The 24,618-nt window shown below is 61.5% G+C and carries 31 protein-coding genes and 1 tRNA gene; 5 read left to right on the forward strand and 27 right to left on the reverse strand.

The features are described 5' to 3' along the window. Window positions 1-307 precede the first annotated feature (307 nt). The 8 genes from CK228_RS13400 to CK228_RS13435 all read right to left on the reverse strand — a co-directional run bounded on the left by CK228_RS13400 (window position 308) and on the right by CK228_RS13435 (window position 9,085). Window positions 308-904 carry an ImmA/IrrE family metallo-endopeptidase gene (locus tag CK228_RS13400; RefSeq protein WP_095788142.1) on the reverse strand — a complete coding sequence of 199 codons (597 nt, stop codon included), beginning with the start codon at window positions 902-904 and terminating at the stop codon, window positions 308-310. Beyond that, window positions 871-1,221 carry a helix-turn-helix transcriptional regulator gene (locus tag CK228_RS13405; RefSeq protein WP_095788143.1) on the reverse strand — a complete coding sequence of 117 codons (351 nt, stop codon included), beginning with the start codon at window positions 1,219-1,221 and terminating at the stop codon, window positions 871-873. Before CK228_RS13405 ends, CK228_RS13400 begins: the two co-directional genes overlap by 34 nt. 13 nt (window positions 1,222-1,234) lie before the next feature. After that, window positions 1,235-5,023: a vitamin B12-dependent ribonucleotide reductase gene (locus CK228_RS13410; RefSeq protein ID WP_095770314.1), complete on the reverse strand. Its 3,789-nt coding sequence runs from the start codon at window positions 5,021-5,023 to the stop codon at window positions 1,235-1,237. Window positions 5,024-5,695: 672 nt separating this feature from the next. Further along, the gene (locus CK228_RS13415) at window positions 5,696-6,007 is read right to left on the reverse strand and encodes a PilZ domain-containing protein (RefSeq protein WP_095788144.1); all 312 of its coding nucleotides are present in this window, start codon (window positions 6,005-6,007) and stop codon (window positions 5,696-5,698) included. Between the two features lie 102 nt (window positions 6,008-6,109). After that, a complete protein-coding gene (locus CK228_RS13420) occupies window positions 6,110-6,598 on the reverse strand; it encodes an NUDIX hydrolase (protein WP_019857844.1) in 489 nt (162 codons plus the stop codon). Between the two features lie 210 nt (window positions 6,599-6,808). Beyond that, complete coding sequence (gene gpt / locus CK228_RS13425) at window positions 6,809-7,309, reverse strand: xanthine phosphoribosyltransferase (protein WP_095770312.1); 501 nt, start codon at window positions 7,307-7,309, stop codon at window positions 6,809-6,811. A gap of 116 nt (window positions 7,310-7,425) precedes the next feature. After that, window positions 7,426-8,259, reverse strand: coding sequence for a universal stress protein (locus CK228_RS13430; RefSeq protein WP_095770311.1), 834 nt, complete (start codon window positions 8,257-8,259; stop codon window positions 7,426-7,428). Window positions 8,260-8,341: 82 nt separating this feature from the next. After that, window positions 8,342-9,085, reverse strand: a complete 744-nt coding sequence (locus tag CK228_RS13435) for a competence/damage-inducible protein A (protein ID WP_095788145.1) — start codon at window positions 9,083-9,085, stop codon at window positions 8,342-8,344. A 152-nt stretch (window positions 9,086-9,237) separates the two neighbouring features. On the opposite strand from CK228_RS13435, the gene CK228_RS13440 reads away from it, so the two are divergent. Then, complete coding sequence (locus CK228_RS13440; RefSeq protein WP_095788146.1) at window positions 9,238-10,242, forward strand: alpha/beta hydrolase; 1,005 nt, start codon at window positions 9,238-9,240, stop codon at window positions 10,240-10,242. A 54-nt stretch (window positions 10,243-10,296) separates the two neighbouring features. Further along, window positions 10,297-10,581, forward strand: a complete 285-nt coding sequence (locus tag CK228_RS13445; RefSeq protein WP_095788147.1) for a hypothetical protein — start codon at window positions 10,297-10,299, stop codon at window positions 10,579-10,581. 104 nt (window positions 10,582-10,685) lie between these two features. On the opposite strand, the gene CK228_RS13450 is transcribed toward CK228_RS13445, so the two are convergent. From CK228_RS13450 to CK228_RS13465, 4 genes are all read right to left on the reverse strand, one after another. Continuing rightward, complete coding sequence (locus tag CK228_RS13450; protein WP_095770307.1) at window positions 10,686-10,925, reverse strand: DUF2188 domain-containing protein; 240 nt, start codon at window positions 10,923-10,925, stop codon at window positions 10,686-10,688. 29 nt (window positions 10,926-10,954) lie between these two features. Further along, entirely contained in the window at window positions 10,955-11,233 is a 279-nt protein-coding gene (locus CK228_RS13455; RefSeq protein ID WP_095788148.1) for a DUF982 domain-containing protein, read from the reverse strand. A 108-nt stretch (window positions 11,234-11,341) separates the two neighbouring features. Then, the gene (locus tag CK228_RS13460) at window positions 11,342-11,659 is read right to left on the reverse strand and encodes an SH3 domain-containing protein (protein WP_095770305.1); all 318 of its coding nucleotides are present in this window, start codon (window positions 11,657-11,659) and stop codon (window positions 11,342-11,344) included. Window positions 11,660-11,788: 129 nt separating this feature from the next. Continuing rightward, entirely contained in the window at window positions 11,789-12,892 is a 1,104-nt protein-coding gene (locus CK228_RS13465; RefSeq protein ID WP_095788149.1) for an NADH:flavin oxidoreductase/NADH oxidase, read from the reverse strand. Window positions 12,893-13,049: 157 nt separating this feature from the next. On the opposite strand from CK228_RS13465, the gene CK228_RS13470 reads away from it, so the two are divergent. From CK228_RS13470 to CK228_RS13485, 3 genes are all read left to right on the forward strand, one after another. Beyond that, a complete protein-coding gene (locus CK228_RS13470; protein WP_095788150.1) occupies window positions 13,050-13,628 on the forward strand; it encodes an NUDIX domain-containing protein in 579 nt (192 codons plus the stop codon). Window positions 13,629-13,726: 98 nt separating this feature from the next. Beyond that, window positions 13,727-13,948 (forward strand): hypothetical protein, encoded by a 222-nt coding sequence (locus tag CK228_RS13475; RefSeq protein WP_095770303.1) that lies wholly within the window; start codon window positions 13,727-13,729, stop codon window positions 13,946-13,948. Window positions 13,949-14,348: 400 nt separating this feature from the next. Continuing rightward, window positions 14,349-14,660, forward strand: a complete 312-nt coding sequence (locus tag CK228_RS13485) for a hypothetical protein (protein WP_095770302.1) — start codon at window positions 14,349-14,351, stop codon at window positions 14,658-14,660. Between the two features lie 43 nt (window positions 14,661-14,703). Here CK228_RS13485 and CK228_RS13490 read toward each other — a convergent pair whose 3' ends face one another. From CK228_RS13490 to CK228_RS13555, 15 genes are all read right to left on the reverse strand, one after another. After that, window positions 14,704-15,045 carry a hypothetical protein gene (locus CK228_RS13490; protein ID WP_245317938.1) on the reverse strand — a complete coding sequence of 114 codons (342 nt, stop codon included), beginning with the start codon at window positions 15,043-15,045 and terminating at the stop codon, window positions 14,704-14,706. Window positions 15,046-15,264: 219 nt separating this feature from the next. Beyond that, window positions 15,265-16,770, reverse strand: a complete 1,506-nt coding sequence (gene hutH / locus CK228_RS13495) for a histidine ammonia-lyase (RefSeq protein WP_095770870.1) — start codon at window positions 16,768-16,770, stop codon at window positions 15,265-15,267. 410 nt (window positions 16,771-17,180) lie between these two features. After that, window positions 17,181-17,269 (reverse strand) — tRNA-Leu (locus tag CK228_RS13500). Between the two features lie 267 nt (window positions 17,270-17,536). Next, entirely contained in the window at window positions 17,537-18,571 is a 1,035-nt protein-coding gene (locus CK228_RS13505) for a site-specific integrase (protein ID WP_095788151.1), read from the reverse strand. 1 nt (window position 18,572) lies between these two features. Beyond that, window positions 18,573-18,929 carry a winged helix DNA-binding protein gene (locus CK228_RS13510; protein WP_179295898.1) on the reverse strand — a complete coding sequence of 119 codons (357 nt, stop codon included), beginning with the start codon at window positions 18,927-18,929 and terminating at the stop codon, window positions 18,573-18,575. Between the two features lie 127 nt (window positions 18,930-19,056). Beyond that, complete coding sequence (locus CK228_RS13515) at window positions 19,057-19,422, reverse strand: hypothetical protein (RefSeq protein WP_095788152.1); 366 nt, start codon at window positions 19,420-19,422, stop codon at window positions 19,057-19,059. 6 nt (window positions 19,423-19,428) lie between these two features. After that, window positions 19,429-19,887 (reverse strand): hypothetical protein, encoded by a 459-nt coding sequence (locus tag CK228_RS13520; protein ID WP_095788153.1) that lies wholly within the window; start codon window positions 19,885-19,887, stop codon window positions 19,429-19,431. A gap of 96 nt (window positions 19,888-19,983) precedes the next feature. Continuing rightward, window positions 19,984-20,460, reverse strand: a complete 477-nt coding sequence (locus tag CK228_RS13525) for a helix-turn-helix domain-containing protein (RefSeq protein WP_095788154.1) — start codon at window positions 20,458-20,460, stop codon at window positions 19,984-19,986. After that, on the reverse strand, window positions 20,457-20,621 hold the full coding sequence (locus tag CK228_RS35275; RefSeq protein WP_179295899.1) for a hypothetical protein: 165 nt from the start codon (window positions 20,619-20,621) through the stop codon (window positions 20,457-20,459). The genes CK228_RS13525 and CK228_RS35275 overlap by 4 nt, the downstream gene beginning before the upstream one ends. Before the next feature lie 155 nt (window positions 20,622-20,776). Next, entirely contained in the window at window positions 20,777-21,064 is a 288-nt protein-coding gene (locus CK228_RS13530; protein WP_095788155.1) for a hypothetical protein, read from the reverse strand. Beyond that, on the reverse strand, window positions 21,061-21,279 hold the full coding sequence (locus CK228_RS13535; RefSeq protein WP_095788156.1) for a hypothetical protein: 219 nt from the start codon (window positions 21,277-21,279) through the stop codon (window positions 21,061-21,063). Before CK228_RS13535 ends, CK228_RS13530 begins: the two co-directional genes overlap by 4 nt. After that, window positions 21,279-21,686, reverse strand: a complete 408-nt coding sequence (locus CK228_RS13540; RefSeq protein WP_095788157.1) for a hypothetical protein — start codon at window positions 21,684-21,686, stop codon at window positions 21,279-21,281. The genes CK228_RS13535 and CK228_RS13540 overlap by 1 nt, the downstream gene beginning before the upstream one ends. Then, a complete protein-coding gene (locus CK228_RS13545) occupies window positions 21,683-21,925 on the reverse strand; it encodes a hypothetical protein (RefSeq protein ID WP_210202891.1) in 243 nt (80 codons plus the stop codon). Before CK228_RS13545 ends, CK228_RS13540 begins: the two co-directional genes overlap by 4 nt. A gap of 181 nt (window positions 21,926-22,106) precedes the next feature. Continuing rightward, on the reverse strand, window positions 22,107-22,874 hold the full coding sequence (locus CK228_RS13550) for a hypothetical protein (protein WP_095788158.1): 768 nt from the start codon (window positions 22,872-22,874) through the stop codon (window positions 22,107-22,109). Between the two features lie 83 nt (window positions 22,875-22,957). Then, the gene (locus tag CK228_RS13555) at window positions 22,958-23,518 is read right to left on the reverse strand and encodes a hypothetical protein (RefSeq protein WP_095788159.1); all 561 of its coding nucleotides are present in this window, start codon (window positions 23,516-23,518) and stop codon (window positions 22,958-22,960) included. Window positions 23,519-24,618: the final 1,100 nt, after the last annotated feature.

The following is a 24,618-nucleotide window of genomic DNA, read 5'->3' on the forward strand; positions in this document are numbered from 1 at the left end:
CCGTGAACCACCGAGGCCGCTTCGTGGCACCTATTCTTGGAAAAGACCGACGAGACTGTCAGTTTGCGCCGTGGCTCCTCACACAGAGCGCGCGATCCCGGGGGCGTCAAGCGCAATACGTTCAGCCTCGACACATCCTATACGAAAGAGCTGAAAGTGCTTGCCAACCCCCGAAGAGATTCCTGAACCGCCCTACTGCGACTGCAGCGAAGGGCCGGATGGCATCCAGTATTTCGAGGTGCCGGCGGGTGAGGCCTGTGCAGGGCGCTGACCCTGCCAACGGCAAGGCACTGAACGTCGATTGTTACTAGCAGCCTTTAGATGTTGTCTCACCACTACGAATTTTGAACATTTCTTGGCGCTTTGAGATCGTGATAGCTGTGGCAGCCTCGTCTCGTGGAACCCCAGTCTTCCTGCATAGAATATCGATATCTTCTTTATACCGGAATGCGATTGCCGGGTGCACCAGAAAATGGCGAGCGAAAATTGTCGCCTGATCCTCTGCGCTCTCAATCGCGTTCAGGTTCTTAATATTTTCACTGTATTCTCCCGAAGAAACCGTATGAAGATCTTTCATTGTCTCTCTATGGAGAAGAAAATGGCCAAGCTCATGAGCTAAGACAAAGCGGCAATAAGCGTCTCCTTCGCAAGCCCCATCGTAGATGTCTTCTCTTACCAATATTCTATCATTCTTGGTTTCGGTAACAGCCTCGTCATTCAACTTTTCTTTGTCGCGGACAACAAGGCGAAACCTTGGATAAATCAACGGCAACTTGAATTCGAGAACCTCGACGATATTCACAAACTCGGAATGAGCCAGATCGAATTCATGGCGATATTTACTCGCCACCTTCGCCATCTGAGGTTGTGTTAGTCCTTCTCGAACAAAGATATCTGTTGCCATTTTTGCTTTCTATAGACGTTCAGATCGACCACTTTCTCCCTCTCATTAGAGGTGGGGGCTTCTGAAGAGGCAGGCTTAAATACGCGAGGCGGCCTCTTGCAGTCGTCAACCATTCTAAGTGGCAGTCCAGCAAACGCTACGACACGCTCGAAATCAACATGGCTCGGATCGATCTCCCCGTTTTCCACACTGCTCACGAACGAGGTTGCGACGCCAAGCGCTTGGCCTACCTGGTAGGGGGTCAAACGCTTCTCCCGGCGTGCCCGCTCCAGCATTTTACCGAGGGCGATAAGAGCGACCGTATTCGTCATCATCATTGCTCCGGTCCCCTCAGCTGCACCCGCTCGTAGCGCCGCACGTGTCGCACTTCTCACAGGTCCCGTTCCGCACCATCGTGAAATTCTGGCATTCGGAGCAGGAATTGCCGGTGTAGCCTTGCAGCAGTGACTTGGCGCGGCGGTCGGCGGCGAGTTTCTTCGCTTCGGCGGCTTCGTTCGCAGCCGCATCGGTGAACAGCGCCGCCGTCGCGTCCGAGGCTACCGAAGCAGAGCCCGCCGCTTCCTCGAAGGCGATGTCCTCGGCCAGTTCCTTGGCCCGCTCCTCATAGTCGCGCTTGTAGGCGATCGCCTCGTCGCTGGCCGGCTTCAGGGCCAGCACGTTGGAGCCGGAGAAGGCGGTGGGCGCCGAGCGGGCAGGGGTGCCGGTCGAGCCGCCGGCAAAGCCCTTCGGCTCGTTGCCGATCGCCCTCGACACCAGCTTCACCGGCGAACCGCGGGTCAGGCCCTTGGAAACGGCGTCGGTCTTGCCTTCGCTGATGCCGCGGCCAAGTGCGGTGTTGGAGAAGTCCGACTGGTCGACATGGGCGAGGTCGTTGCGGCCGAGATAGGAGATGGCCAGTTCGCGGAACACGTAGTCGAGGATCGACGTCGCGCTCTTGATGGCATCGTTGCCGATGACCATGCCGGCCGGCTCGAACTTGGTGAAGGTGAAGGCGTGCACATATTCGTCGAGCGGCACGCCGTATTGCAGGCCGAGCGAAATGGCGATGGCGAAGTTGTTGAGAAGGCCACGCAGCGTGGCGCCTTCCTTGTTCATGTCGATGAAGATCTCGCCGAGGCGGCCATCATCATATTCGCCGGTGCGCAGGAAGATGGTGTTGCCACCGATCTTGGCCTTCTGGGTGTAACCCTTGCGGCGGCCGGGCAGCTTTTCCTGCTCACGCGACACGCGCTCGATGATGCGCTCGACAATCCGCTCGGTGATCTGCGCCGCGCGCGCCGCCTGCGGGGACGCGATCAGTTGCTCGACGGCTTCGTCCTCATCCTCCTCGCCATCGGCGAGCAGCGAGGCGTTGAGCGGCTGCGACAGCTTCGAGCCGTCGCGGTAGAGCGCGTTGGCCTTCAGCGCCAGCTTCCACGACAGCATGTAGGCGCCCTTGGCGTCCTCAACCGTCGCATCGTTGGGCATGTTGATGGTCTTGGAGATGGCGCCGGAGATGAAGGGCTGCGCGGCCGCCATCATCTGGATGTGGCTGTTGATCGACAGCGAGCGCTTGCCGATCTTGCCGCAGGGGCTGGCGCAGTCGAACACGGCGAGGTGTTCGGCCTTGAGGAAAGGCGCTCCTTCCAGCGTCATGGCACCGCAGACATGGATGTTGGCGGCCTCGATGTCCTTCCTGGAGAAGCCCATCGCCGGCAGCATCTCGAACGAGAAGTCGTTGAGCTGCTCGTCGGTGAACCCAAAAGTCTCCTTCACCCAGTCGGCACCGAGCGTCCACTGGTTGAAGACGAACTTGATGTCGAAGGCCGACTTCAGCGCCGCATTGAGCGCGGCGATCTTGTCGTCGCTGAAACCCTTGGCCTTGAGCGAGCCGGGGTTGATGCCGGGCGCCTGGTTGAGATTGCCGTGGCCGACCGCATAGGCCTCGATCTCGGCGATCTGGCTCTCGGAATAGCCGAGCGTGCGCAGCGCTTCCGGCACGGCGCGGTTGATGATCTTGAAATAGCCGCCGCCGGCGAGCTTCTTGAACTTCACCAGCGCGAAGTCGGGCTCGATGCCGGTGGTGTCGCAATCCATGACCAGGCCGATCGTGCCGGTCGGCGCGATCACGGTTGCCTGTGCATTGCGGTAGCCATGCTCCTCGCCGAGCTCGATGGCGCGGTCCCAGGCGGCTTTCGCATGTTCGGCAAGCGCCTGCTGCTTGAGGTCGGAGGCGACCAGCGGCACCGGATTGACGGCGAGCTTCTCATAGCCGTCCTTGTCGCCATAGGCAGCGCGGCGATGGTTGCGCATGACGCGCAGCATGTTCTGGGCGTTGCGGTCATAGTCGGGGAAGGCGCCGAGTTCGGAGGCCATTTCCGCCGATGTCGAATAAGCCACACCAGTCATGATCGCGGTGAGCGCGGCGCAGATGGCGCGGCCCTCGTCGGAATCATAGGGAATGCCCGAGGTCATCAGCAGGCCGCCAATATTGGCATAGCCGAGGCCGAGCGTGCGGTATTCGTAGGAAAGCTTGGCGATCTCCTTCGACGGGAACTGCGCCATCATCACCGAGATTTCCAGCACGATGGTCCACAGACGCACGGTATGCTCGTAGGCGGCGATGTCGATCGTGCCGTCGGCGTTGCGGTAGGGCAGCAGGTTGATCGATGCGAGGTTGCAGGCCGTGTCGTCGAGGAACATGTATTCCGAGCACGGATTGGAGGCCCGGATCGCACCGGCCGAAGCGCAGGTGTGCCAGTCGTTCATCGTGGTGTTGAAATGCAGGCCCGGATCCGCCGACGCCCAGGCGGCATAGCCGATCTTTTCCCACAGGTCCCTGGCCTTCAGCGTCTTCAAGACCTTGCCGTCCTTGCGGGCGGTCAGGTGCCAGTCGGCATCGTCCTCGACGGCGCGCAGGAAATTGTCCTTCAGCGACACCGAATTGTTGGAGTTCTGGCCCGAAACGGTCAGGTAGGCATCCGAATCCCAGTCGGTGTCGTAGGTCTTGAACGACATCGACGTGTAGCCCTGTTTGGCGAACTGGATGACGCGGTAGATGTAATTCTCCGGCACCGCCGACTTCTTGGCTGCCTTGATCTCGCGCTTCAGGGCCGTGTTGATGGCCGGATCGAAGCAGTCCTCGCCATTGCCTTCGCAATTGACGCAGGCCTTCATGATGGCTTCGAGATGCTTCTTGACGATCTTGGAGCCGGTCACCAGCGAGGCGACCTTCTGCTCTTCATTGACCTTCCAGTCGATGAATTCCTCGATATCGGGGTGGTCGGCGTCGACGATGACCATTTTTGCCGCGCGGCGCGTTGTGCCGCCCGACTTGATGGCGCCCGCGGCGCGGTCGCCGATCTTGAGGAAGCTCATCAGGCCGGACGAGCGGCCGCCGCCCGACAGCTTTTCGCCTTCGCCGCGCAGCAGCGAGAAGTTCGAACCGGTGCCCGAGCCATATTTGAACAGGCGCGCCTCGCGCACCCACAAATCCATGATGCCGCCCTCGTTGACGAGGTCGTCCTGAACGCCCTGGATGAAGCAGGCATGCGGCTGCGGGTGCTCGTAGGAGGACTTCGACTTGGTCAGCTTGCCAGTGAAGGGGTCGACATAGAAGTGGCCCTGGCTCGGACCGTCAATGCCGTATGCCCAGTGCAACCCAGTGTTGAACCATTGCGGCGAATTCGGCGCGACGCGCTGGGTGGCCAGCATATAGGCGAGCTCGTCGCGGAAAGCGCGCGCGTCTTCCTCCGACTTGAAGTAGCCGCCCTTCCAGCCCCAGTAGGTCCAGGTGCCGGCCAGCCGGTCGAAGACCTGGCGGGCGTCGATCTCGGAACCGTAGCGCTCGGCTTCCGGCAGCTTGGCCAGTTCGGCTTCGTCGGCGACGGAGCGCCACAGGAAGGAGGGGACGTCGTTCTCCTCGACCTTCTTCAGCCGCGCGGGCACGCCGGCCTTGCGGAAATATTTCTGCGCCAGGATATCGGCGGCGACCTGGGAGAACTGCGCCGGCACATCGATGTTGTCGAGGCGGAACACCACCGAGCCATCCGGATTCTTGATCTCGGAAAGCGCCTTGCGGAATTCGATCTCCGCATAAGCCGATTGCCCTTGCTTGGTGAAGCGACGCTCGATGCGCATTGGTTCGGTCCTTTTGTCTATATATAGCGCTTTTCCCCAGGGATTTCTCCCCCTGATGCGAAACGCGCATGTCCGCCGTCTGCCGGCGTTCGAAAACGGCCGGCTCTCCATTCCGCGATCTCCCCCAGCACTTGCGGCCTGGGCTTCTCGTGAAGCCTCTGTCACAACGCGCCGGCGAACCCTGCGGGTCCCTCAAATCTGATTTTTTCGATTCCCTCACTCGAGGGAAATTCACACTATCTAGCGTCGAACCTACCTGCAAACACTAAATATAGTATTAACAGACAATTTATTCCAGTCCGACAATTCTCCCTTTCGTCGCCCCGCCACCCCACAATCCCAACGCTTCCGCCGGCCTCGTAAACGGGCGGAAATGCGGGCAAAAACGCACATAATCCGGGAAAAAGACCGGGCTCAGAACTTTCCGGTCGCGCTCTCAACAGGAGCACATGGCCTATAAAAGGCGACTCGTTTTGCGCCGTCAAGGATTCGTTTGCGTAGCTTTTGTGACCCCAACATCTTGTGTGTCACACATGTGGATAACGGGGATAGAAATGCGCCGCGGCGATTGCCGTTTCGAGCGGTGGATCTGTGCACTTTGACCGCCGGGAGGCGTCCGTCGTGAGCAATCTGGCCGGCCTCGAAAAACCTGTCGGGCCGATATGCCAGATATCAGCCGTAATGCAGCTTCGGCTTCGGCTCGGTGCCGGTGAACTGCACGCCGACCCGGTCGTTGCGGCGCCAGCGGACCTCGCAGCGATAGGCGACGCCGTCGAGCGGCACATAAAGCAGGAAATGATCGGGCACCCGCGCCTCGAGCGGTATTTTCAATTCGGCGCCGCCCGCATGCTGGTTGCGCAGCATCACGGCGATTTCCGAGTTTTGAATCCCGGTGATGACGGTTCCACCCTTGAGCACGCGCGGACGGTGCTCGCGCTCGGGCTCGCCGGTATGCTGCTGAAGTGGGTCTACAGGATTCGCCATCGATCAAACGCCAGATTGGTCGATTCTTAGCGAAGAAGGATTAGCAAACCTTTCATGCCCGTCACATCACAGGGTTGTGAATATGGAGAAGGCGGAGGTCCGCTAGGAGAATCTGTGCGGGTCGGCGCAGAAATAGGCGATGATCTGGCAAAGGTCCGGCTCATTGATCATGCGTACGGCTTCGCTGGAATTGACCCATTTGCGGGTGCGGGAGTGCTTTTCCTTCCAGCGGTCGGCGATCTTGTCGACGTGCAGCGGAAACACCAGCACCTCGCAGGGCACTTCTTCACCCGAAGCCAGAACCTTGGCATAGAAGTAGCGGCCGGCTTCGAGATGGGAGACGGTTCCGCGCAATCCGGCTTCCTCGCCGGCCTCGCGCGCCGCCGCCTCGCAGAGCGGCTCCTTGGCTTCCGGCCAGCCCTTCGGCAACACCCAGCGGCCCGTGTCGCGGCTGGTGATCAGCATGATCTCGACGCCATTCCCGGTGTCGCGCCAGGGCAGCGCGGCAACCTGCAGACGGCACGGAGCGGTGCCGAAGAGTCGCCGGACCCTTTCGGCCAGATGGTTGTGCGTCGTTGGCCTTGTCAACATCAGAGAAGCTAGCCCCAGCCTCCAGAATCGTTTGCCGCCTTACGAATCTTACGGCTAATTCTGACCAATAAAAGTAAAAACTTTGATCAGGCTGGCCGATTCCCGCCAACAGAGGTCGATTTCACAGGATATCCTGCCCCGGGGAGCCATCCACGGAAGCAAATATTGTCGTCGGTGGCGGCTTAGTTGGAAAAAGCGGCGTGTCGCGAATCAGCCGGCGTGGTCGTCGGCGATCGGCTTCTGGTAGGTGAAGCCCATGTCCCAGGGGAAATAGATCCAGGTATCCTGGCTGACCTCGGTGACGAAAGTATCGACCAGCGGCCGGCCCTTCGGCTTGGCGTAGACGGTGGCGAAATGCGCCTTGGGCATCATCGCGCGCACGATGCCGGCGGTCTTGCCGGTGTCGGTCAGGTCGTCGATGATCAGCACGCCGGCCCCGTCGTCGGCCAGCAGGGCGGGGGTAATCTCCTTCAGCACCTGCAACTGCCCCTGGCTGGTGTAGTCGTGGTAGGAGGCGACGCAGACCGTCTCGATGATGCGGATGCCGAGTTCGCGCGCGATGATCGCCGCCGGAACCAGCCCACCGCGTGTGATGCAGACGATCGCCTTCCATTGCCCCTTGTTGGCGCCGGAAAGCCGCCAGGAAAGCGCGCGAGCGTCACGATGGAACTGGTCCCAGGAGACCGGGAAGGCTTTTTCGGGAAGGGACATTTTTCGCGCACTCCGCAGCACGCGAGGACCGCGCGCACAAAAACAGGGGAATGCGCGCGGAATTAACTGGAAAGCCTCGGCCTTGGCAAGGGTGGCTTACCGCGATGGCTGTGGACTTATCGCGACAGGAAGGCCGCCACCTGTGCCGTGCGCAGCACCGTGCGCGTCACGCCGCCGAACAGCAGCTGGCGCAGCCAGGAGTGGCTGTAGGCACCAAGCACCAGCAGATCGGCGCCGGTTTCGGCGACCCGGTTCTGGATCATGTCGTCGACCGAGGTGCCGCCCGATTTCTGCACCGAGACGCTGACATTGGCGCCGTGGCGTGACAGCGCCGACGCGATTTCGGCGCCGGCCGCCTCCGGGGTTTCGTCGAACGTATCGGGCGGATCGATGACCAATATGTCGGTCTTCTCGGCCTCGATGATGAAGGGCAGGGCGTCGAAGGCGGCGCGGGCGGCCTCCTTGCTGCCGTTCCAGGCGAGCAGCACGCGTTTGAACGTGGTGACCAGCGGACCCGCGCTCGGCACCACCAGCACCGGCCGGCCGGCGTCATAGACCAGCGTGTCGACATCGGCGCTCGGATCGCCGCCGGTTTCGCGCTGGGCGGCAATGATAAGATCGGCGGCGCGCACGCTTGAAATGCCGGTCAACGCGCTGTCGCCGGAGAAGCTCTCCAGGCTGCGCCACTCGAAGGAGAGGCCGGAATCCTCGATGCGCCTCAGGAAGACGGCCTGCAGCTTGTCGGCCCGCTCCCGGCTCATGTCGGCCGAGACCTGCAGGAACTCGGTATCGGGAAAGCCGGTCGCCGACGTGTAGGGCACCGGAAGCGCCTCGGCATGAATGCCGATCAGGTGGCTCTGGAAGCGGTTGGCGAGCGGAATGGCGCAGTCGAGCACGCGCTCGGCGTCCTGCTCGTTCTGCAGAATGGCAACGATGGTCCTGAAGCGCATGGTGATCCCTCAATCTGGCGAGTGTTCGAACTCGCGTGAAAGCAACGCCGGCGCGCCATGCTTTGTTCCGGCCACAACGGGTTCAACTCGCCTTGGCGACGAAACCCGCCACCATTGCCTCGACATCGGCGCGCGCGGCGTCGAGGGCCTCCTGGCTGCGGGCGCGAACGACCAGTTCGGTCCAGAACTTGCCGTCGCCATACTTTGGATAGGAGCCGATGATCGTATCCGGATGCGCTTTCTGGATCTCACCCAACGGCCCGCCGACAAGGCCTTCGCCGAACGGACAGTGCACCGTCGCCGACAGCATTTTCGTGCCGGTCTTCAGCGTCGGCACGACATTGTCGAGCATGGCCTGGAAGATCGAGGGCACGCCGGCCATGACGTGGACGTTGCCGATGCGAAAGCCGGGCGCTACCGACACCGGGTTATCGATATGGTCGGCACCGCGCGGCATCCGCGCCATGCGCTTGCGTGCCTCGGTGTATTCGATGCCGCGCGCCGCATAGCTTGCGTCCAGCAGCGCATAGGCCTTGGCATCGTATTCGCAGGGCACGCCGAACGCCTTGGCAATCGAATCGGCGGTGATGTCATCATGGGTCGGGCCGATGCCGCCCGTGGTGAACACATAGGTGTAGCGCGCACGTACGGCATTCACCGCCGCGACGATCTCCTCTTCCTCGTCGGGAACGATGCGCACCTCCTTCAGGTCGATGCCGACGGCCGTCATGATGTCGGCGAGGTGGCCGATGTTCTTGTCCTTGGTGCGGCCGGAGAGAATCTCATCGCCGATGACGAGCATGGCGGCGGTAACGATTTCGGTCATGGAGGGCTCCGGCAGGACGGGTCGCCTGAAATAGCGCGGCGCGTGGCTATCGGCAATGCCACCTCGGCGGTGAACATCCGTGCCTGGACGATGCAAGGTTGCAGCATGACCGGATGCAGGTAAGCTCAAACGGGTTCTGGTCCGGGTGAACAATGCTGATATCGATCCTGTCGTGGCTGCTGGCCCTGCTGTTCCTGCTGGCGGTCCTGGGGATCGCCTGCCTGGTGCTGGCGACGCTATGGATCGCGGCGAAGGCGCACAGGTTGGTGCCGCCGGTCGGAAAATTCATCGAGATCGACGGCAACCGCATCCACTATGTCGATGTCGGCGAGGGGCGGCCGATCGTCTTCCTGCATGGGCTTGGTGCGCAACTCCACCACTTCCGGCACACCCTGTTCGGACATTTCGGCCCGGGCTATCGGCTGATCGCGCTCGATCGTCCGGGATCGGGCTATTCGACGCGCGCGAACGGTGCCACCGGCCGCTTGCCTGAACAGGCGGCCCTGGTGCGCCGCTTCATCGAAAAATTGGCGCTGGAAAGGCCGCTGGTGGTGGGCCACTCGCTGGGCGGCGCCGTCACGTTGACCCTGGCCGTGGAACATCCCGAGGCAATTTCGGGCATCGCCTTGCTGGCGCCGCTGACGCATCTGGAAAACAGGGCGCGGCAAGGATTTGACCTGCTCTATATCCCCTCGCGCCTGCAGCGCTGGATGATGGCCTATACTGTGGCGATACCCCTGAGCCTGCGCTATGCGCGGCCGACAATGGAATTCATCTTCGCGCCGCAGGTCTTTCCCGCGGACTACATGGTTGACGGCGGCGGCTGGCTCGGGCTGCGGCCAGTCCATTTCCAGGCGACATCAGCCGATGTGGTGGCCGTCGAACAGGATCTCGGCCGCATCGAACAGCGCTATGGCGAGATTGTCATGCCTGCCGGCATCCTCTTCGGTACGGCCGACCGCGTCATCGACATCCGCATCCATGGCGAGCCGATGCAAGGCAAGATCGCAGGGCTCGATTTCGAACCCGTCGACGGCGTCGGCCATATGCCGCAGTTCGCCGAGCCCAAGCGGGTGATTGGCTTCATCGAGCGGATTGCGATCCGCACATTTCCATCACCACAGCCTCACGACAATTTCAATGAACCAACCGGCTGACCGCCGGGTTTACCCCGTGTCGCACCCAAGGCGACCAAGACACGGAGTAATGCAATGTACAGGAAATTTCTTGCAGCATCGGTTCTGACGATCGGTCTCACCACATCGGCGATGGCACAATCGTCCGACAGCGCATATTCGAACCGTCACAACTGGTGGCCGTTCGGCAACGAAGAGTCCTCAGGCGTCGACCAGAACACGACCGGAAGCATCAATGGCGACCGCTCTGGGCTGGACAGCCTTGGCAATTCTGGTCCAGCCGGCCCGTGTGCATACGGCACAGCGGGTCCTGATGCGAATGCTCAGGGCAACGTGAACGACCAGTATTGCGGCAAATAGTTCAGCCGCCGGGCAGCGGTCGACCGCAGGACGTCGTCTCTCCTGACGTCCTGCGGTCGGCGCCCTGTCTCTGGTCTGCTGGCAAGTTCTCTTCTTTGGAAAGTCTAGTCTGAAACCTCGGTCTGCGGCCGATCCCGACCGTCAGCCAGTTCCTCGTGCCATTTGCCCTCGGCGTCCTCATACTGGATGCCGTCCGTCGCGCCTGCCACCTGCTGCTCGGCCGAGGCGATCTCGGCGGCGCGCAAGGCATCCTGATGGGTGGGAAATGTCTCCGAGAAGGTCGTACCGACCTTGTAGGCCCAGCCGCCGTCATGCTCGACGATCTTGTAAGTCAGCTTCGCCATAAAAACCTCCGGTTGAAAGCTCCGCCTGCTCAATGCAGCCTGTCGTCGGATAGCCTTTCGTCGGGCACCAGCACTTCCGATTCCCTGGCGGCCTCGATCAATGCCCGTCGCGCGTCCGCTGTCGAACGATAACCTTCCAGCACTTTGAGGCAAGTGTCGAGGGCATCACGATGACGCGGGCCGCGATTGAGCGGCCACACCGTCATGAGGCACTCCGCCGCTTCCTGGGTGCTGCGGATATGGCGATATTTGCCGACATGGCCGAGTTCGACCACGACCGGCGTTTCAAAAGGTTTGCTGTCCATCATGGCCGCAACGCAAAGCAGCCAATTTGGTTGCAAAAGTGGCCCGGAACCTGCGCCCAAAAGTCGCGTCGCGTTCTGCGACGCGCTTTTTGGGTGACATGTTTCGGCGTCTCAGTAACCGCAGTCGTTGCGCAGCCAGCGAGCGTTCGCCCAGCCGGTGGACCCGCCGATTTCGACCTTGTACCAGCTGCCGCGCCGGTCGAAAATCTCGACGTGGTCTCCATTGAACAGCTGGCCGATCATCCGTGATGACGAGTTGGGCCGTGTCCGCACGGCGAGAAAGCCGCTGCCGGTCGCCAGATTGTAGCGGCCGGACAGGCCGTGCACCGTCCCCTCGCAATATTGCGCCACGCTCGGCGTCGATGCGCCGAGCCAAAGGCCGGCGACAGTCACAAGCATCGCAGCCGGCAAGAATGCCCTGAACGACATGATCTCCTCCCAAGCCCGGCCGCGCCCGCCGCAGCCTCACCCAGCGTAACAGTTTGCCGCCGGATTTGAAGCGGGCTGTGGCAAAACGGGCTGGGCGGGATCGCGCCTGTGTCAGGAGGGCGGGCCGGTTCAGCCCGCCGCCTTCATCCAGTGCTCCATCGTCGTTACCGAGCGGGCGAGCTGCGGCGCCGGATGGATCTTTTCCTTGAATGTGGCGGCCGCGCGCCAGCCCCAGCGCGGATCGGCGAGGAAGGCGCGCGCCAGTGCGACCATGTCGGCACGGCCCTCGGCGATAACAGCCTCGGCCTGCTGGGGATCGTCGATCAGGCCAACCGCGCGGGTCGGAATGCCGGCGCCCTTGCGCACCGCCTCCGCCAGATGCACCTGATAGCCGGGACCGGTGGGCAATTTCTGCAACGGCGAATTGCCGCCGCTGGAGCAGCAGAGATAGGCGATACCCTCGGCCTTCAGGGCCTTCGCCACCTCGATCGCATCCTCGACATCGAAGCCGCCGTCGACCCAGTCCTTCACCGACAGCCGCGCGCCGAGCATCAGCTTCGGCACCGCCTTCTTCACCGCCCTGGCGATTTCGACGACCAGACGCATCCGGTTTTCCAGCGAGCCGCCCCAACGGTCGGTGCGCTGGTTGGACAGCGGCGACAGGAACTGGAAGATCAGGTAGCCATGTGCTGCGTGCAGTTCGATGAAGTCGAAGCCGGCGCGTTCGGCCCGCCTGGCGGCTTGGGCGAACCGCTCGATGAGTTGCAGGATCTCTTCCTCATCGAGCGCGCGCGGCACGTTCCAGCCGGTGTCGTAGGCGATGGCCGAGGCCGAGACGGTCTGCCAGGGGTCTTCGTTCGGCTGCAGTGGCCCGCCGCCTTCCCAGGGCTTGCGGTTCGAGGCCTTGCGGCCGGCATGCGCAAGCTGCGTGCCGAATTTCGTGCCCGGCGCGGCGACGCGTCGTGCCGCATCCAGTGTGCGGCGCGCGGCGGCTTCGTTGTCGTCGGAGTAAAGTCCGAGGCAACCATGGGTGATGCGCCCGCGCCGCTCGACATCGGTCATCTCCACCGTGACCATGCCGGCGCCGGACATGGCCAGGTTCATCCAGTGGTAAAGATGCCAGTCGCTGGCCGACCCGTCCTCGGCGGAATACTGGCACATCGGCGCCACGGCGATGCGATTGGGGAAGGTGAGGCCGTCGAGGGTGATCGGCTGAAAAAGCGATGCAGTCATGAAGAGGGCTCCGGGGAGAGGGAAGGCGTCATTTAGGCAACGGAACTCTCCCATACCACACACGAGAGAGTGAAACGCCGGACCAATCGCTGCCCCAATTGCGCCGGCGCCGGTTCGCGGCTACGCCTGCGCCCGGCGGCAAATACCGAGGTATCCAATGGAAGATCGTATTCGTATCCGTTCGGAAGAGGTTCTTTCCGACGACTGGGCGGTGCTGAAAAAGACCGTGCTCGACTATCGCCGGCGCGACGGGCAGTGGGAGACGCAGGTCCGCCAGACCTATGATCGCGGCGACGGCGCGGTGATCCTGCCCTACGACCCCCAGCGTTCGACGGTGCTTCTGGTGCGCCAGTTCCGCTATCCCGCCTATGTCACCGGCCACCGCGAACCGCTGATCGAGGCCTGTGCCGGGCTGCTCGACGAAAACGACCCCGAGACCGCCATCCGCAAGGAGGCGGAGGAAGAACTCGGCTACCGGCTGAAGGACTTAAAGCGGTTGTTTTCGCCTTATATGAGCCCGGGCAGCGTGACCGAGCGGCTGTGGTTCTTCGTTGCCCGCTATTCGCCCGCCGACCGCATCTCCGCCGGCGGCGGCGCGCCGGAGGAGGGCGAGGACATCGAGGTCCTGGAAATGCCGCTCGACGAAGCGCTGGCCGGCATCGCCGACGGCCGCATCGTCGATGCCAAGACGATTATCCTGATCCAGCATCTGAAGCTGAACCCGATCTCGGCTTGACCGACGTTCCGGCAGGAGTTGGCTCCATCCTCGCATCACGGAACCAAAGCGACCAGCGGCGGTTTAACCCCCGAAGGGACCGCAACGGAAGCGGAGCAATGGTTGAGCTTTTCAATATGGAACTGGCCAAGGCCAGACAGCGCGTCAACCGCGCGGAACTCGCTCTGGAACGCGCGGAAGAAATGCTGGACGAGGACTGCGGCGTCGGAATCAATATCGCGCTTTGCAGCCGGATCAGGACCGCGCGGCGGCGGCTGATCGAGGCCAGGGAGCGCCTGACAAAGATTGATCCGCCAATAATTTTTGGCGGTTCCCCATGATGATGGCGACATTTCACCACGAAACCGCGGCGGTGAGGTATATCGCGCTGCCAGGTTCGCGCTTCTGACGCAGCGAATTATCCGGGATATCAAGCACACCGATGCCGCGGCGGAGAAAGTCGAGCGAGCGGTGACCAAGTTGGCCGAAGCAAACGCGCTCGATGGGTCGCTCGGTCCGCGCCGCCCCGGCTAGGCTCCGCCTCACGCGCCGTCGGCGTCAGGCTGGGGCGTCACGATATCATGGAGGCCGAAAGACGCTTCGGGGCATCGTATATTAGCAATATACGATATATTAATGGCTATAATGCACCCTTTGGCACTGGGACGGAAATACCTCCCATCGACGTTCCGACATGCGCCCTCGAGCGCCGGAACGCTAGACCAATGCGGAGTAGAACGCATGAGTGTCGGAGCCGCTCTCGAACAATTACTGCGGCTGATTTATCGCCGGGCCATGAAACTGGCGATGTTGCCGGAGGATGAAAGGGAATCCCACTACGATCACATCCGCCTGTCATGTTGCGCGGCCGCCGAGCACATCGGGCAAGATCCCGACAGGGCAGCCATCACGGCAAACGATATGGTTGAGTTTGTTCGCGCGCTGGTCGGAATCATCGAGGTGGGCTCTGGGCCGGGCCATGAGCAAAGCGCCGATCAGCGACCGCCGGTGCCACATTCCGGCGGCCAGGAGACTGGCGCTACGCGCATCTAGCAAACAGGGCAGACGCCCGCCTTAGGGCAGCGGGAACGAGGCGCTAACGCTCGCGCTGTACGACGTAGCTGCTGGTGATGGCGTCGTCGCCCAGCCCGCGAGTCACAAAAACCCTTGTATAGCCAACCGGCAAGCCATCTGTGACGGTCGTATCGACGAGGCGACACCGGCCAACGGTTTCGCCGTTCGGAGCGCTTGCCAGCCTGTCCTTCAGCGAAGCCATGCATAAGTCGAGCGACGCATACATGGTTGGCGCCATATCGACGGGTTTGCAGACAGAACCCTCAACCGGGCTGCACTGGAGCAAGACCATCACTGCCGCAGTTGCCGGATCCATTTTCAAAAATCTCCCGCCGTTTTGACGATCCTCAACGCGGAAATGCATCCTTTGTTTCGCCTTTGCTAAAACGAATGCGGCTGGCCGTCCTCGATGCGGTTGCCCGGAAGAGGGCGAGGACATCGGGGTCCTGGACAATGCCGCTCGACGAAGCTGGCCGGCATAGCCGACGACCGCATCGTCGATGCCAAGGCGATCATCCTGGTCCAGCGTCTGAAGCCGAACCCGATGAAGGCCTGGCCGCTCGAAGCTGGCCGAGCATTCGCCTTACGAACTGTGCCGCGGACAGGCCGGCACGTCCATTTCGCGGATGAAGTTGCGCAAGGCTTCCATGTCCCGGGACAGAGGCCGGTCGTCGGAATAGTGTGCGATATTGCCCCGGACCATTTGGTAGATGGCATCGGTACCAGGCGCGCGTGCACCGCGCACCGCCAGAAAATCATGGGCCTGCGCGGCTGCCATGAGCTCGATCGCGAGAATGTATTCGGCGTTGTCGATAACCGCCAGCAGCTTGTTGGCCGCGACGGTTGGATGAGCCAGAAAATCCTCTTGCAGGCCGGATGTGACGCCGCCGTCGGTCGCCGCCGGGGCGGCCAAACGCCGATTGACGTTGCTGAGCGATGTGGCCGTGTATTGGGCGATCATGAAGCCGGAATTGGCTCCGTCCTCGTCGGCGAGGAAGGCCGGCAAATTGTTGACAAGCGGATTGACGAGACGATCGATCCGACGCTCGCTCATTCCAGCCACCTGAGCCAAGGCGATGGTCAGGCCGTCAGCGGCCTGCCCGAGGGCCGGCGCAACCGCATGCGCCTCTGAAACGACCTGAGGGTCGTTCAAAGACCCGAATACCGCCGGATTGTCGGTGACGGCAGCCAGTTCGCGGTCGACAAGCTCGGCGGACCGGTCCAGCACCTCCCGGGCGGCGCCATGAACATGCGGCACGGCGCGAAGACTGAGTGCGTCTTGCGTGCGACTGCCGTGTGCCAGCGCGATAAGTTCGCTGCCATGAAGCCAGCCACGCAGCGATTTGCCCACGCCCTGAATGCCGGGTGAGGGCCTCATTGCCAGGATTGCCTCGCCAAAAGCCGGCATTTGCGCGCCTGCGGCTTCAAGTGTCAAAGCCGCCGCCGCATCAGCCCATCCCAACAAACGCTCGGCGCGCAGCACGGCGATGCTTGTCAGGCCTGTTGCGCATGCGGTGCCGTTGACGAGGCTCAAGCCCTCCTTGGCGCCAAGCTCCAATGGCTCCAGACCCATTTCAGCCAGGGCCTCGAGCCCGCTCATGGAGCGGCCTGCCACGGTTGCACTGCCTTCGCCGATCAGGACCAGTGCTACATGCGCGTTGTGGGTCAAATACCCGGCCGATCCCCGGGATGGCACGTCGGGAACGCAGTCGCGCTCGATAAAGGTGAGCAAATTGCGGACGATCGCAGGGCTCACGCCCGAATGGCCGTGCGCGAAATTTGCCACTTGAGCGGCAATGATGGCGCGCACGCCGCGTCTCGGCACAAGGTCGCCCACGCCGCAGGCGTGACTGCGAATGATATTGCGCGACAGTTTCTTTTGCAGGGCAGGCGCCACGACCTTGCTTGCCAAGGCGCCGACCCCGGTATTGACGCCATAGGCGCGGATGCCTTTTTCGACGATGGCCGCCACGATCTGGTTCGCGAAGGCGATCCTCTCCCAAGCTGCCCGGCTAAGCGCCAGGGATTCGCCTTCGCTCACGCGTGCGATGTCGCGCCAGCTGGCGTTTCTATCTATCGTTATTGTCATTGCCCGTTCCGAAATAGCTTTGCGATTGCGCAGGCGGCTGTCGGCCCGCTCGAAAGGTGGCGTGAGAACCGCTGCTTCGGCGCCGTACCGCCCAATCACGGGCATAATGGCGATGGAATTGCCGGCTGATGCGACTGTAGCGACGTCGTCGGCAATAAAAGACATGCCGCCTGCGATCCGGCGCTGGAAATCCGGCGCCCCGTTTGAAATCACTTCGAGGATGACGTCGAAGACTTATCGGATCAGCAGCTCACGCGGCATATGCGGCGGCGAGCCCGTGCGGGCAGTCTGACGGAGCCGAGCTTTGGGCGGCCTGCCACCCGAAGCTCGAAGAGCGAAGGGTGGTGCGGACGACGGGAATCGAACCCGTACGATCAGAGATCGAGGGATTTTAAGTCCCTTTTTTGGGTTGGTGTGGGCGACGGGACTTGAACCCGTAAGTGCTTGAAACACCGGCAGATTTTAAGTCTGCTGCGTATACCAATTCCGCCACGCCCACTCCCACATGGGTGGGAATTTCCCACTTTCTCCCACGTATCTCCCACGCGGTTTTGACGTGTGGGAAATCTAATACTTTGTCAACCCGATGGCGTCGGCCAGGGCAGAGCCGCCGAGGGCAATGAGGATCGCGCCTAACGGGGGCAGCGCACCGAGGACAACGTAGGAGAGAATGGTGAGGAGCATGGGTCGATCCTAAGATTTGTGCGGGTCTCTCCCCGCCTGTCACGATTTCACTCGTCGCTCGGGTCGCGACCCCGAGGTGCCTCTATTTGACTACACGAAGGGCCGGCCCTGCACCACCCTCAAGGACAGCGAGGTTGTCCATGAGGTGCTTAGGCGCGAGGTGGGCGTAGCCGAGCGTGGTCTGGTAGGCGTTATGCCCCATCCATTCCTTGACGCGCAGGAGGTCGACGCCGCGCTGCACTTGCCACGACGCACAGGTGTGCCGGCATGTGTAGACCACGGTGTCCGCAAGCTGCGGGAGGTGTTCGCGAACGCTGCGCCATAGCTCGATCATCTGCCACTCGGTGACGTCGGTCCACGGCCCCTCTTGGTTCCCCTTTAGGGCCTTCCGGCGGGCTACCGCTTCGAGGGCTCGGGTGGTGAGCGGGATCGTCCTGGCCTTGCCCGTCTTGGTGAGCTGAAGCTCCCCGAAGGTGACCGTGCGGTCGCGGAACTGAGACCAGCGCGCCGAGGTGCCTTCCGAGTAGGGGCGAGCGCCCGTGTCGATCAGGAAGATGAACAGGTCCCGCTCGGCCAGCTTGCCCCAGAGGGTCAGCGTTTGGATGACCATCTCTACCTCCTCCTCGGTGAAGAAGCGGAGCCGGTTGGCACCCTTCTCCTGATAGGGCAGATCGGGCCGCTCGACGCGGGCGAACTTGATCAGCACCGAGATACACGAGAGGTATCGGTTGATGGTCGCGCCAGAGACCTTCCGTTCGGTCTTGAGGTGGCGCACGAACTCGTGGATTTTGTCCTCGTGTAGTGCAGCCTTGGCCAGCGTCTTGGCACCGACCCACTCGACGAACTTCTCGGCATTGAGGACAGTTCGAGTGGAGCCGCGCTGGTATGCCCATCGCTTCTCTTTGGCTGCGCGCAGGGCGTTCCCTATGGTGCCCGCATCGCTGCCGCCGATCTGTTCCTCAGGACCCTCAGGCAGGGGCTTGCCCAGCTTGAGTGCCGTTCGGGTTTCCAGCTCCCACTTCTCAGCCAGATCGTGCTTGTCGAACTGTTTGCGATAGCGGGTGCCCTTGATAACGAACTCGGCCTGAAAGCCGCTGCCGCGCTGAGTGATTGCCATGTTAGCTCCCTAGGATGCTGATGAGCGTGTTGAAGACTTTGGTGCCCTTAGGCGTCGGCTTGACGCGCTTGATCCGGCGATCCATCGCGTCCTCATAGGTGGTGACGAGGTCGTGCCCCGGCTGCCCCTTACGGTGCGTCTTGGACAGCGCGGAGACGTTCCGGCTGACCGACGACGAGCTGAGGCCAGTCGCCTGTTCGAGTTCTCGCATGGTGCTGTCAGGTTTGCCCATGACATGGAGATACACCGCGATCTGTTGGATTTGCATTTCCGCGTCGAGCTTGCCGAACTCCTCGATAAAGGAGAGCAGTCGCCGCGCTGTCTTGTTCTCGGTCTGACGACCGGCAAAGGTGTTCATTAGCTGTCCCTCACATGATGTGCCTGTGCTAGATACTCTTGAGCCGCATCCTTTGCAAGAAGGGGACAATCACGTAGCCGCGATCATCCCCCTCATGGTCCCTGTTATGCTCCTCTGCGGCGTAGGCTTATTCGCCCAGGCGTTTCCGCAGCAACTCAACTGGATATGCGTTGACCATCTCGATCCCGACAGCCTTCAAAGGGGCCGGGGCCTCAACCGAGATGATCTGGATGTCTCGGCGGCTGGCTTGATGCGTGAGCCAGTATCCGTCCCTCTGCGTGTCCGCAATCGGATCGCCCATCAAATCAAGGGCTTCCGGGTTGACCTCGGCCAGATAGCCAAGGACTGTATTAAAGCCAACCGGCAGATCAGGGCTGGCGTAGGGGTTGCTGGGAGTTGCTGCGCTGACCCCCGGCGCAGACCCCCGACCATTCTCCAAAGCATCGGCAATACGAGTAAGCTGAACGAGGATGGCCTCGAACTTCTGCAACATGATAAATCATTCCCTGAGTTGGCCTCTATCCCGCAAGTGGGACGGCTGGCTGGTCGTTAACATTTCTTTACGTTTTGTGTCCACCTGTGAACTGTCCACTTTGGACAGGTTAGCAGCCGCTGATATGATGAGCTGTTCCAGGCGGCTGTAGAAGCCCTTTACTAGTGGCCTATCGGTGCCAACGAGGATCGGAACTGCCCGACGCCCGGTGTTCACCACCCTGATCCTTTCAAGCCCCTCCAGAGCCTTTATGTGGCGGATCACAGTGGTCCGTGGCAGGCTCGTTGTCGCAGCGAGCGCCGTCACATCCATGGGCCGCTTCTGGTAGTTGCCGAGGCGTATCGCCATAAGGACTAGATGCAAGTCCCGGTTCTCACCAAGTGCGGTCAACTCCGCACACGCGCCGAGGATAAGCTCGATCACGGCGCATCGCTTCATTCTCTCCTTTGCGGTCACGTTCGGCATTGCTTTCCCTTCTGAACCAAAAGGGTGGTACGTAGGGGCACCCGAGAGGGAGTGCGAAGGGAACATTAGTACTAACTCACACTCCCCGGCTAAGGTTCACGCCGCCTGCAAGTGATAGCGGGCGTACTTCTGGCCGGTCGGGTCCATCTTCATCTCGGTCACGATCTTGTGGCCTAGGCGCTTGAGGTCGAGGACGCGCGCCGGCAACTGGCGGCAGCGCAGGACGCCCTGGGCTTCGAGCGAGGTGATCGCGCCCTTTCGGCGCAGCAGATCGAGGACAGCCTTGGCCATGGGCGCGGTGGGCTCCTTGGCGGGCTCCTCGACAGCATCGACCTCGTTGTAGCCGAGCAGACCAGTGCTGCCGTCAGCGGTCTTGGCGTGGATCGGCCAGTGTCCAGTCCTGTCAAGCTCGATGATCTCGACGACGTCGCCAAAGCTGAAGCCCTTGCCGCCCTTGCCGTTGACAAACAGGGTGTTGGTGATGCGGACTTTCTGGCCGATGCGGAACTTGTTCATGATGGTTTCCCTTGAGAGTTGCTGAAGGTTCGGTTGGTTGCAGACGAAGCGGATCATTGGACGAACCGCGAGCCGACGACTTCCCAGTACTGGCCGCAGCGCGAGCGCCGCTTGGTCAGCCGGGTGCCGAAGGTCGAGGGGCGGTAGGTGTCCGAGTAGTCACGCATCCATGCGGCGGCGCGGCCCTCGGTGAGGAATTGCTCGTTGATGATGTGCATAGGAATATCTTCCTCCGTGTGAGGTGTCAACGTTGAATTTGAGTTTTGCTTGCAAATGCGAGTTTCGACTTAAGTCGCCTTGACGAGCCACCAAGCGGTGAACAGGCAGACAAAGGCGTAGCCGCCGACGACGAGCTGGATGAACTCCCAGAGGGTCATGCTGGCACCCCGACGAGCTGGTCGACGAAGTATTCCTTGGTGCCGCCGTAGAGGTATGGGTCGCGGCCTAGCGCGGACTTGACCGGGTAGGAGCCGGTGTTCGGGACGCAAACGGTGACGACCACGCTGATGGCCTTCGAGCGCACGAAAGGGGTTGCCCGATGGAGCGCCTTGTGGGCCGCGTCGAGTGACCCGCAGGCCTCATACACGGGATCGAGCAGATCGCCCGAAGACCGCAGCGACCCGGTGGCGTTGCGATACCAGATCATTGACTTGAACTTCATGGCTCGATCCTCCAGGCAGTGACCCGAGTGGCCTTGTCGCGGACCTCGACCTTGCCCTGCCGGCCAGCCAAGAGGCGGGCGACGGTGACGCAGGCCTTGCGTGTCTTGTGGAAGCCGAGGAGCGTCGTTGCCCCGGTGGTGTGGGCAGCGCGCAGCGCCCACTTGTTGCCCCGTTCGGTGTACTGGTCGAGGCGCTGGCAGATGTAGGTGGTCATCAGATGCGCTCCGAGTTGCTGCACTGGTTGATGAAGTCTTCGAGGACCGCTGACGCGTTGCTGATGCGCTCCCCGTGGTCGTCGTCGTCAGCTATGCGGACCCTTGAGGCTTCGAGGATGTCACGAGCGTCGACCATGACGCCGAGGATTGCGTACAGCGTCTCAAAGGCGGCATCCTGCGATACGAAGTCGCCAATGGCCTGGGCCAGCCCCTCGGTGTCGATCCCGTAGATGGTCCAGAAGACTGGGCCGGCCTCGCCGTTCTGTGCAGCGCGGAAGGCTTCAGCCGCCTCCTCGGCACCCTCGGGTGTGAAGAACTCGTAGGTGGGGTTTGGCTCACCCCTGAAGCTGTGGGTTGCCCCGTCGTGTTCGACGCAGGGGCGGATTTCGAGATATTGGACCTTCATTTGTGGCTTGCCTCGTTGAGTTCGAAGACAGCGGCGTCAATGTCGGCCTGCTGGTCGGTCGTGGTGATGATTTTGAGTTCCTTGGCCTTCCAGCCCTTGTCGCGGTACTCGTCGCGCTCGGCCTTCACGGTGTCCAAGTCGTAGTCACCGAAGGCGATGGCCCAAGGGTTGTCGGCGATGTGGTCGCCCTCATGAGCGACGAGGGTGTAATAGGGGCGCGGTTGCTTGGTGCGGCTCATTGGGGTGCCTTCAGGGTTGCGATGAAGAAGACGGCGCAGAAGGTGATCAGGCCCGACCACAGGACAACGGCGAGCAGGGTTTCAGGTTGCGGCATGGTGATCCTCTTGCCCGAGCGACACCGGCCAGTGCTGGAGGACACTCGACCGATGCGCTCAGGGAACGGTTGCGACAGTGGAATGGTTAGTCGATAACGAAGCCAGAAGTGTCCTTCTTGGCCGGCCCTTTGGCGTACAGGCCGATGACGTGAGTGTGCCCCTTAGGATCTAGGAAGCGCATGTCGGTTTCGTCGCCGTCCAACACCTCGACACCCTCGAACGTGGTCGCCATGTAGCTGTCGCGGACAGCCTTAGACCGGAAGACCACGGCCACGTTGACGCGGGACCATGTGGCGGCCTTCTTGATCTCGTCAGCATAGGCGCGGTTCGCCTCGCTATAGGACAGGGTCAAGGTGTAGTTGGCCGGCAGCTTGCGGCTGACCCGCTTGTAAATCTTGGTGTAGTCGTAGAATTGCACCTCAGGGAACGCCTCGAAGATGGACCCGAAGCGCTCGCCGTCGCGGTAGCAAGGGTGCGCCACTTCCCACTGAATGTCAGACGTGCCGTTGAGGCGAACCGCTGGCTTGATGCCCTTGCGCTCGCAGTAGCGAACGAAGGCGGCGACGTCCTTGACCAGATCGGCCATGAACTGCGCCCGGTCCCTGAAATACCGTTGGGTCTTGGCAATCCGCGCCTCGACAATCGACGAGAACATGCCAGCGCGGCCAGCCTTTGACAGGCAGCCCATTTCACACCCTGCAGTGACAGCCATTGGGCAGACGTTGCCGAGCAGCGACTGGGCAGCCGGCGCAAGGTACATGATGGCGGTTTCATACTCGCCCATCTTGTCGCCTTTGATGGTCTTCGCGTTGCCACCCGAGCGGATGGTCTTGGACTTGAACAGCTTAGCCATGTGAGAACCTCACGTTGTGGTTGACGTTGCGCATACCTCTACACTGGCGAGAACGTCCCGACAGTGCAGTGGAATGGGCAAAGCTATGGCATGAGAATTGGCAGGCGATCCGCCGCCCAGCCCCGTTTGATCCCCTCGACTGTGAAGCGATCCGACGCGGCGGCAAGAATGAAGGTGTACCAGCCGCGCCACTTAGCGCCGTGCGGCTCATAGCTGGACAGGGTTGCTCGACCGCCCAGCTTGTGCGCCCATTGGTCAGCCCAATGCGCCACCTCATGGGCGATGGTTGTGTCCGCCCAGCCCCATCGGGCGAAGTAGACGCCACCCGAGCAACCGTCGCATACGGCGCGGTCTTCCTTAGTCAGCGCGGCCTTGAATGAAGCCCGCACCGCCTCTTGCGTCACCTTGTCATAATCGGCAATCACGCCGGTTGCGACCATGTGGCGAATGGCGATCTTTGCGCACAGTCTGGCGAAGCCTTTGGCCGCTTGCCTGTCAGCGAACCGACCGGCCTTAGGATGAAGGTGCTTTGCCTCGCTGTTGTAGCTGCGCTGGCGGTTGCTATCGCGCACTGTCCACTTGATGGACGCATTGCGCACCGCTTGCCGCCGCTCTTGCCAGAACGTGGTGTGGATTGTTGTCATGTTGAAACCCTTTCAAGACATGCCAGAAGGCCGGTTGTCCGACACTCTGGAATGCCTTGGCGGCACCCTTGGGCACCGCATAGGCAGATTGTAGGGAAGGCTTTCGCCTTGCCTCTTTGGCACAGTCTTAAGGCTAGGAACCGGGCACCGCAGATTGTCACTTTCCCGTGTCACTTCCGGTGCCGCCAAGGCTTGCCGTTGTGTGACCGATAGGGTCCGCTCTAATCCCGCTTGATCCGTCCCTTTGCCGCAACTTTCGCGCCAGTGGATGGTAGAGATTACGATATTCAGTGCCTAGGGCGGCTTTGCCCGTGTTTGCGGCTTCAAAGAACAGAGAGGCGATAGTCAGCCAGTCTTTAGTTTGGCACCCCTTGGTGTGCCCTAATTCCGTACCGATGAAGCTGGTCTAGTGGAACCCGAGAACCTCGCCGCCCCGAACCGCTTCGTTCGATGACCAATAGATAGACCGAAGCGGGATGATTGCGCAAGTGGGATGATTGAAAAAAACGACAGATAGGGCTCGATTATGGCCTAAGCCCTTGAAATCAAAACGAAACAAAATTCAGCAAAAGACCGCGGAATGCCCTAAACGTTGCACTTGTGGGATTAGTTCGGGCTTCTGATGAGCAACGCGACCACGCTAACGACCATGAAAGCGCAGCATGTTGCGCCGACCTTATCGCCGACGCGCCAACGCGCCACGCCAGCGCAAGCCAAAGCGCCACCCAATGCCGCCACCCAAAGCGCCACCCAATCGAAACCCATTCGTCAACCCTTCCGATGGACTTAGGGTCGACCTAGCGCGGGCTCATGGTGCGACACAAGGCAAATACACCGATTGGCAGACAAGGGAATGAACATTCCATGCCTAGAACGGGCATTCCACAGCCCCTATGTGCCGCCTCATGGTGCCCGATGGGTGCGCCTCATGGTGCCCTAAGGGTTCCCTCATCCCTTGCAAGGCCTTGGATTGCATGGCGTTGCGCCTCATGTGTGGGAATTTGTGTGGGAGAACGCCCGCATCACGCCCGCATCACGTCCCACGCGGGCACGGATAAATGCGTGGCTGGACGAGGGCGTACGGGGGGCCGGCGCGCGTA

The organism is Mesorhizobium sp. WSM4312, assembly GCF_002294875.1.
Taxonomy (GTDB): Bacteria; Pseudomonadota; Alphaproteobacteria; order Rhizobiales; family Rhizobiaceae; genus Mesorhizobium.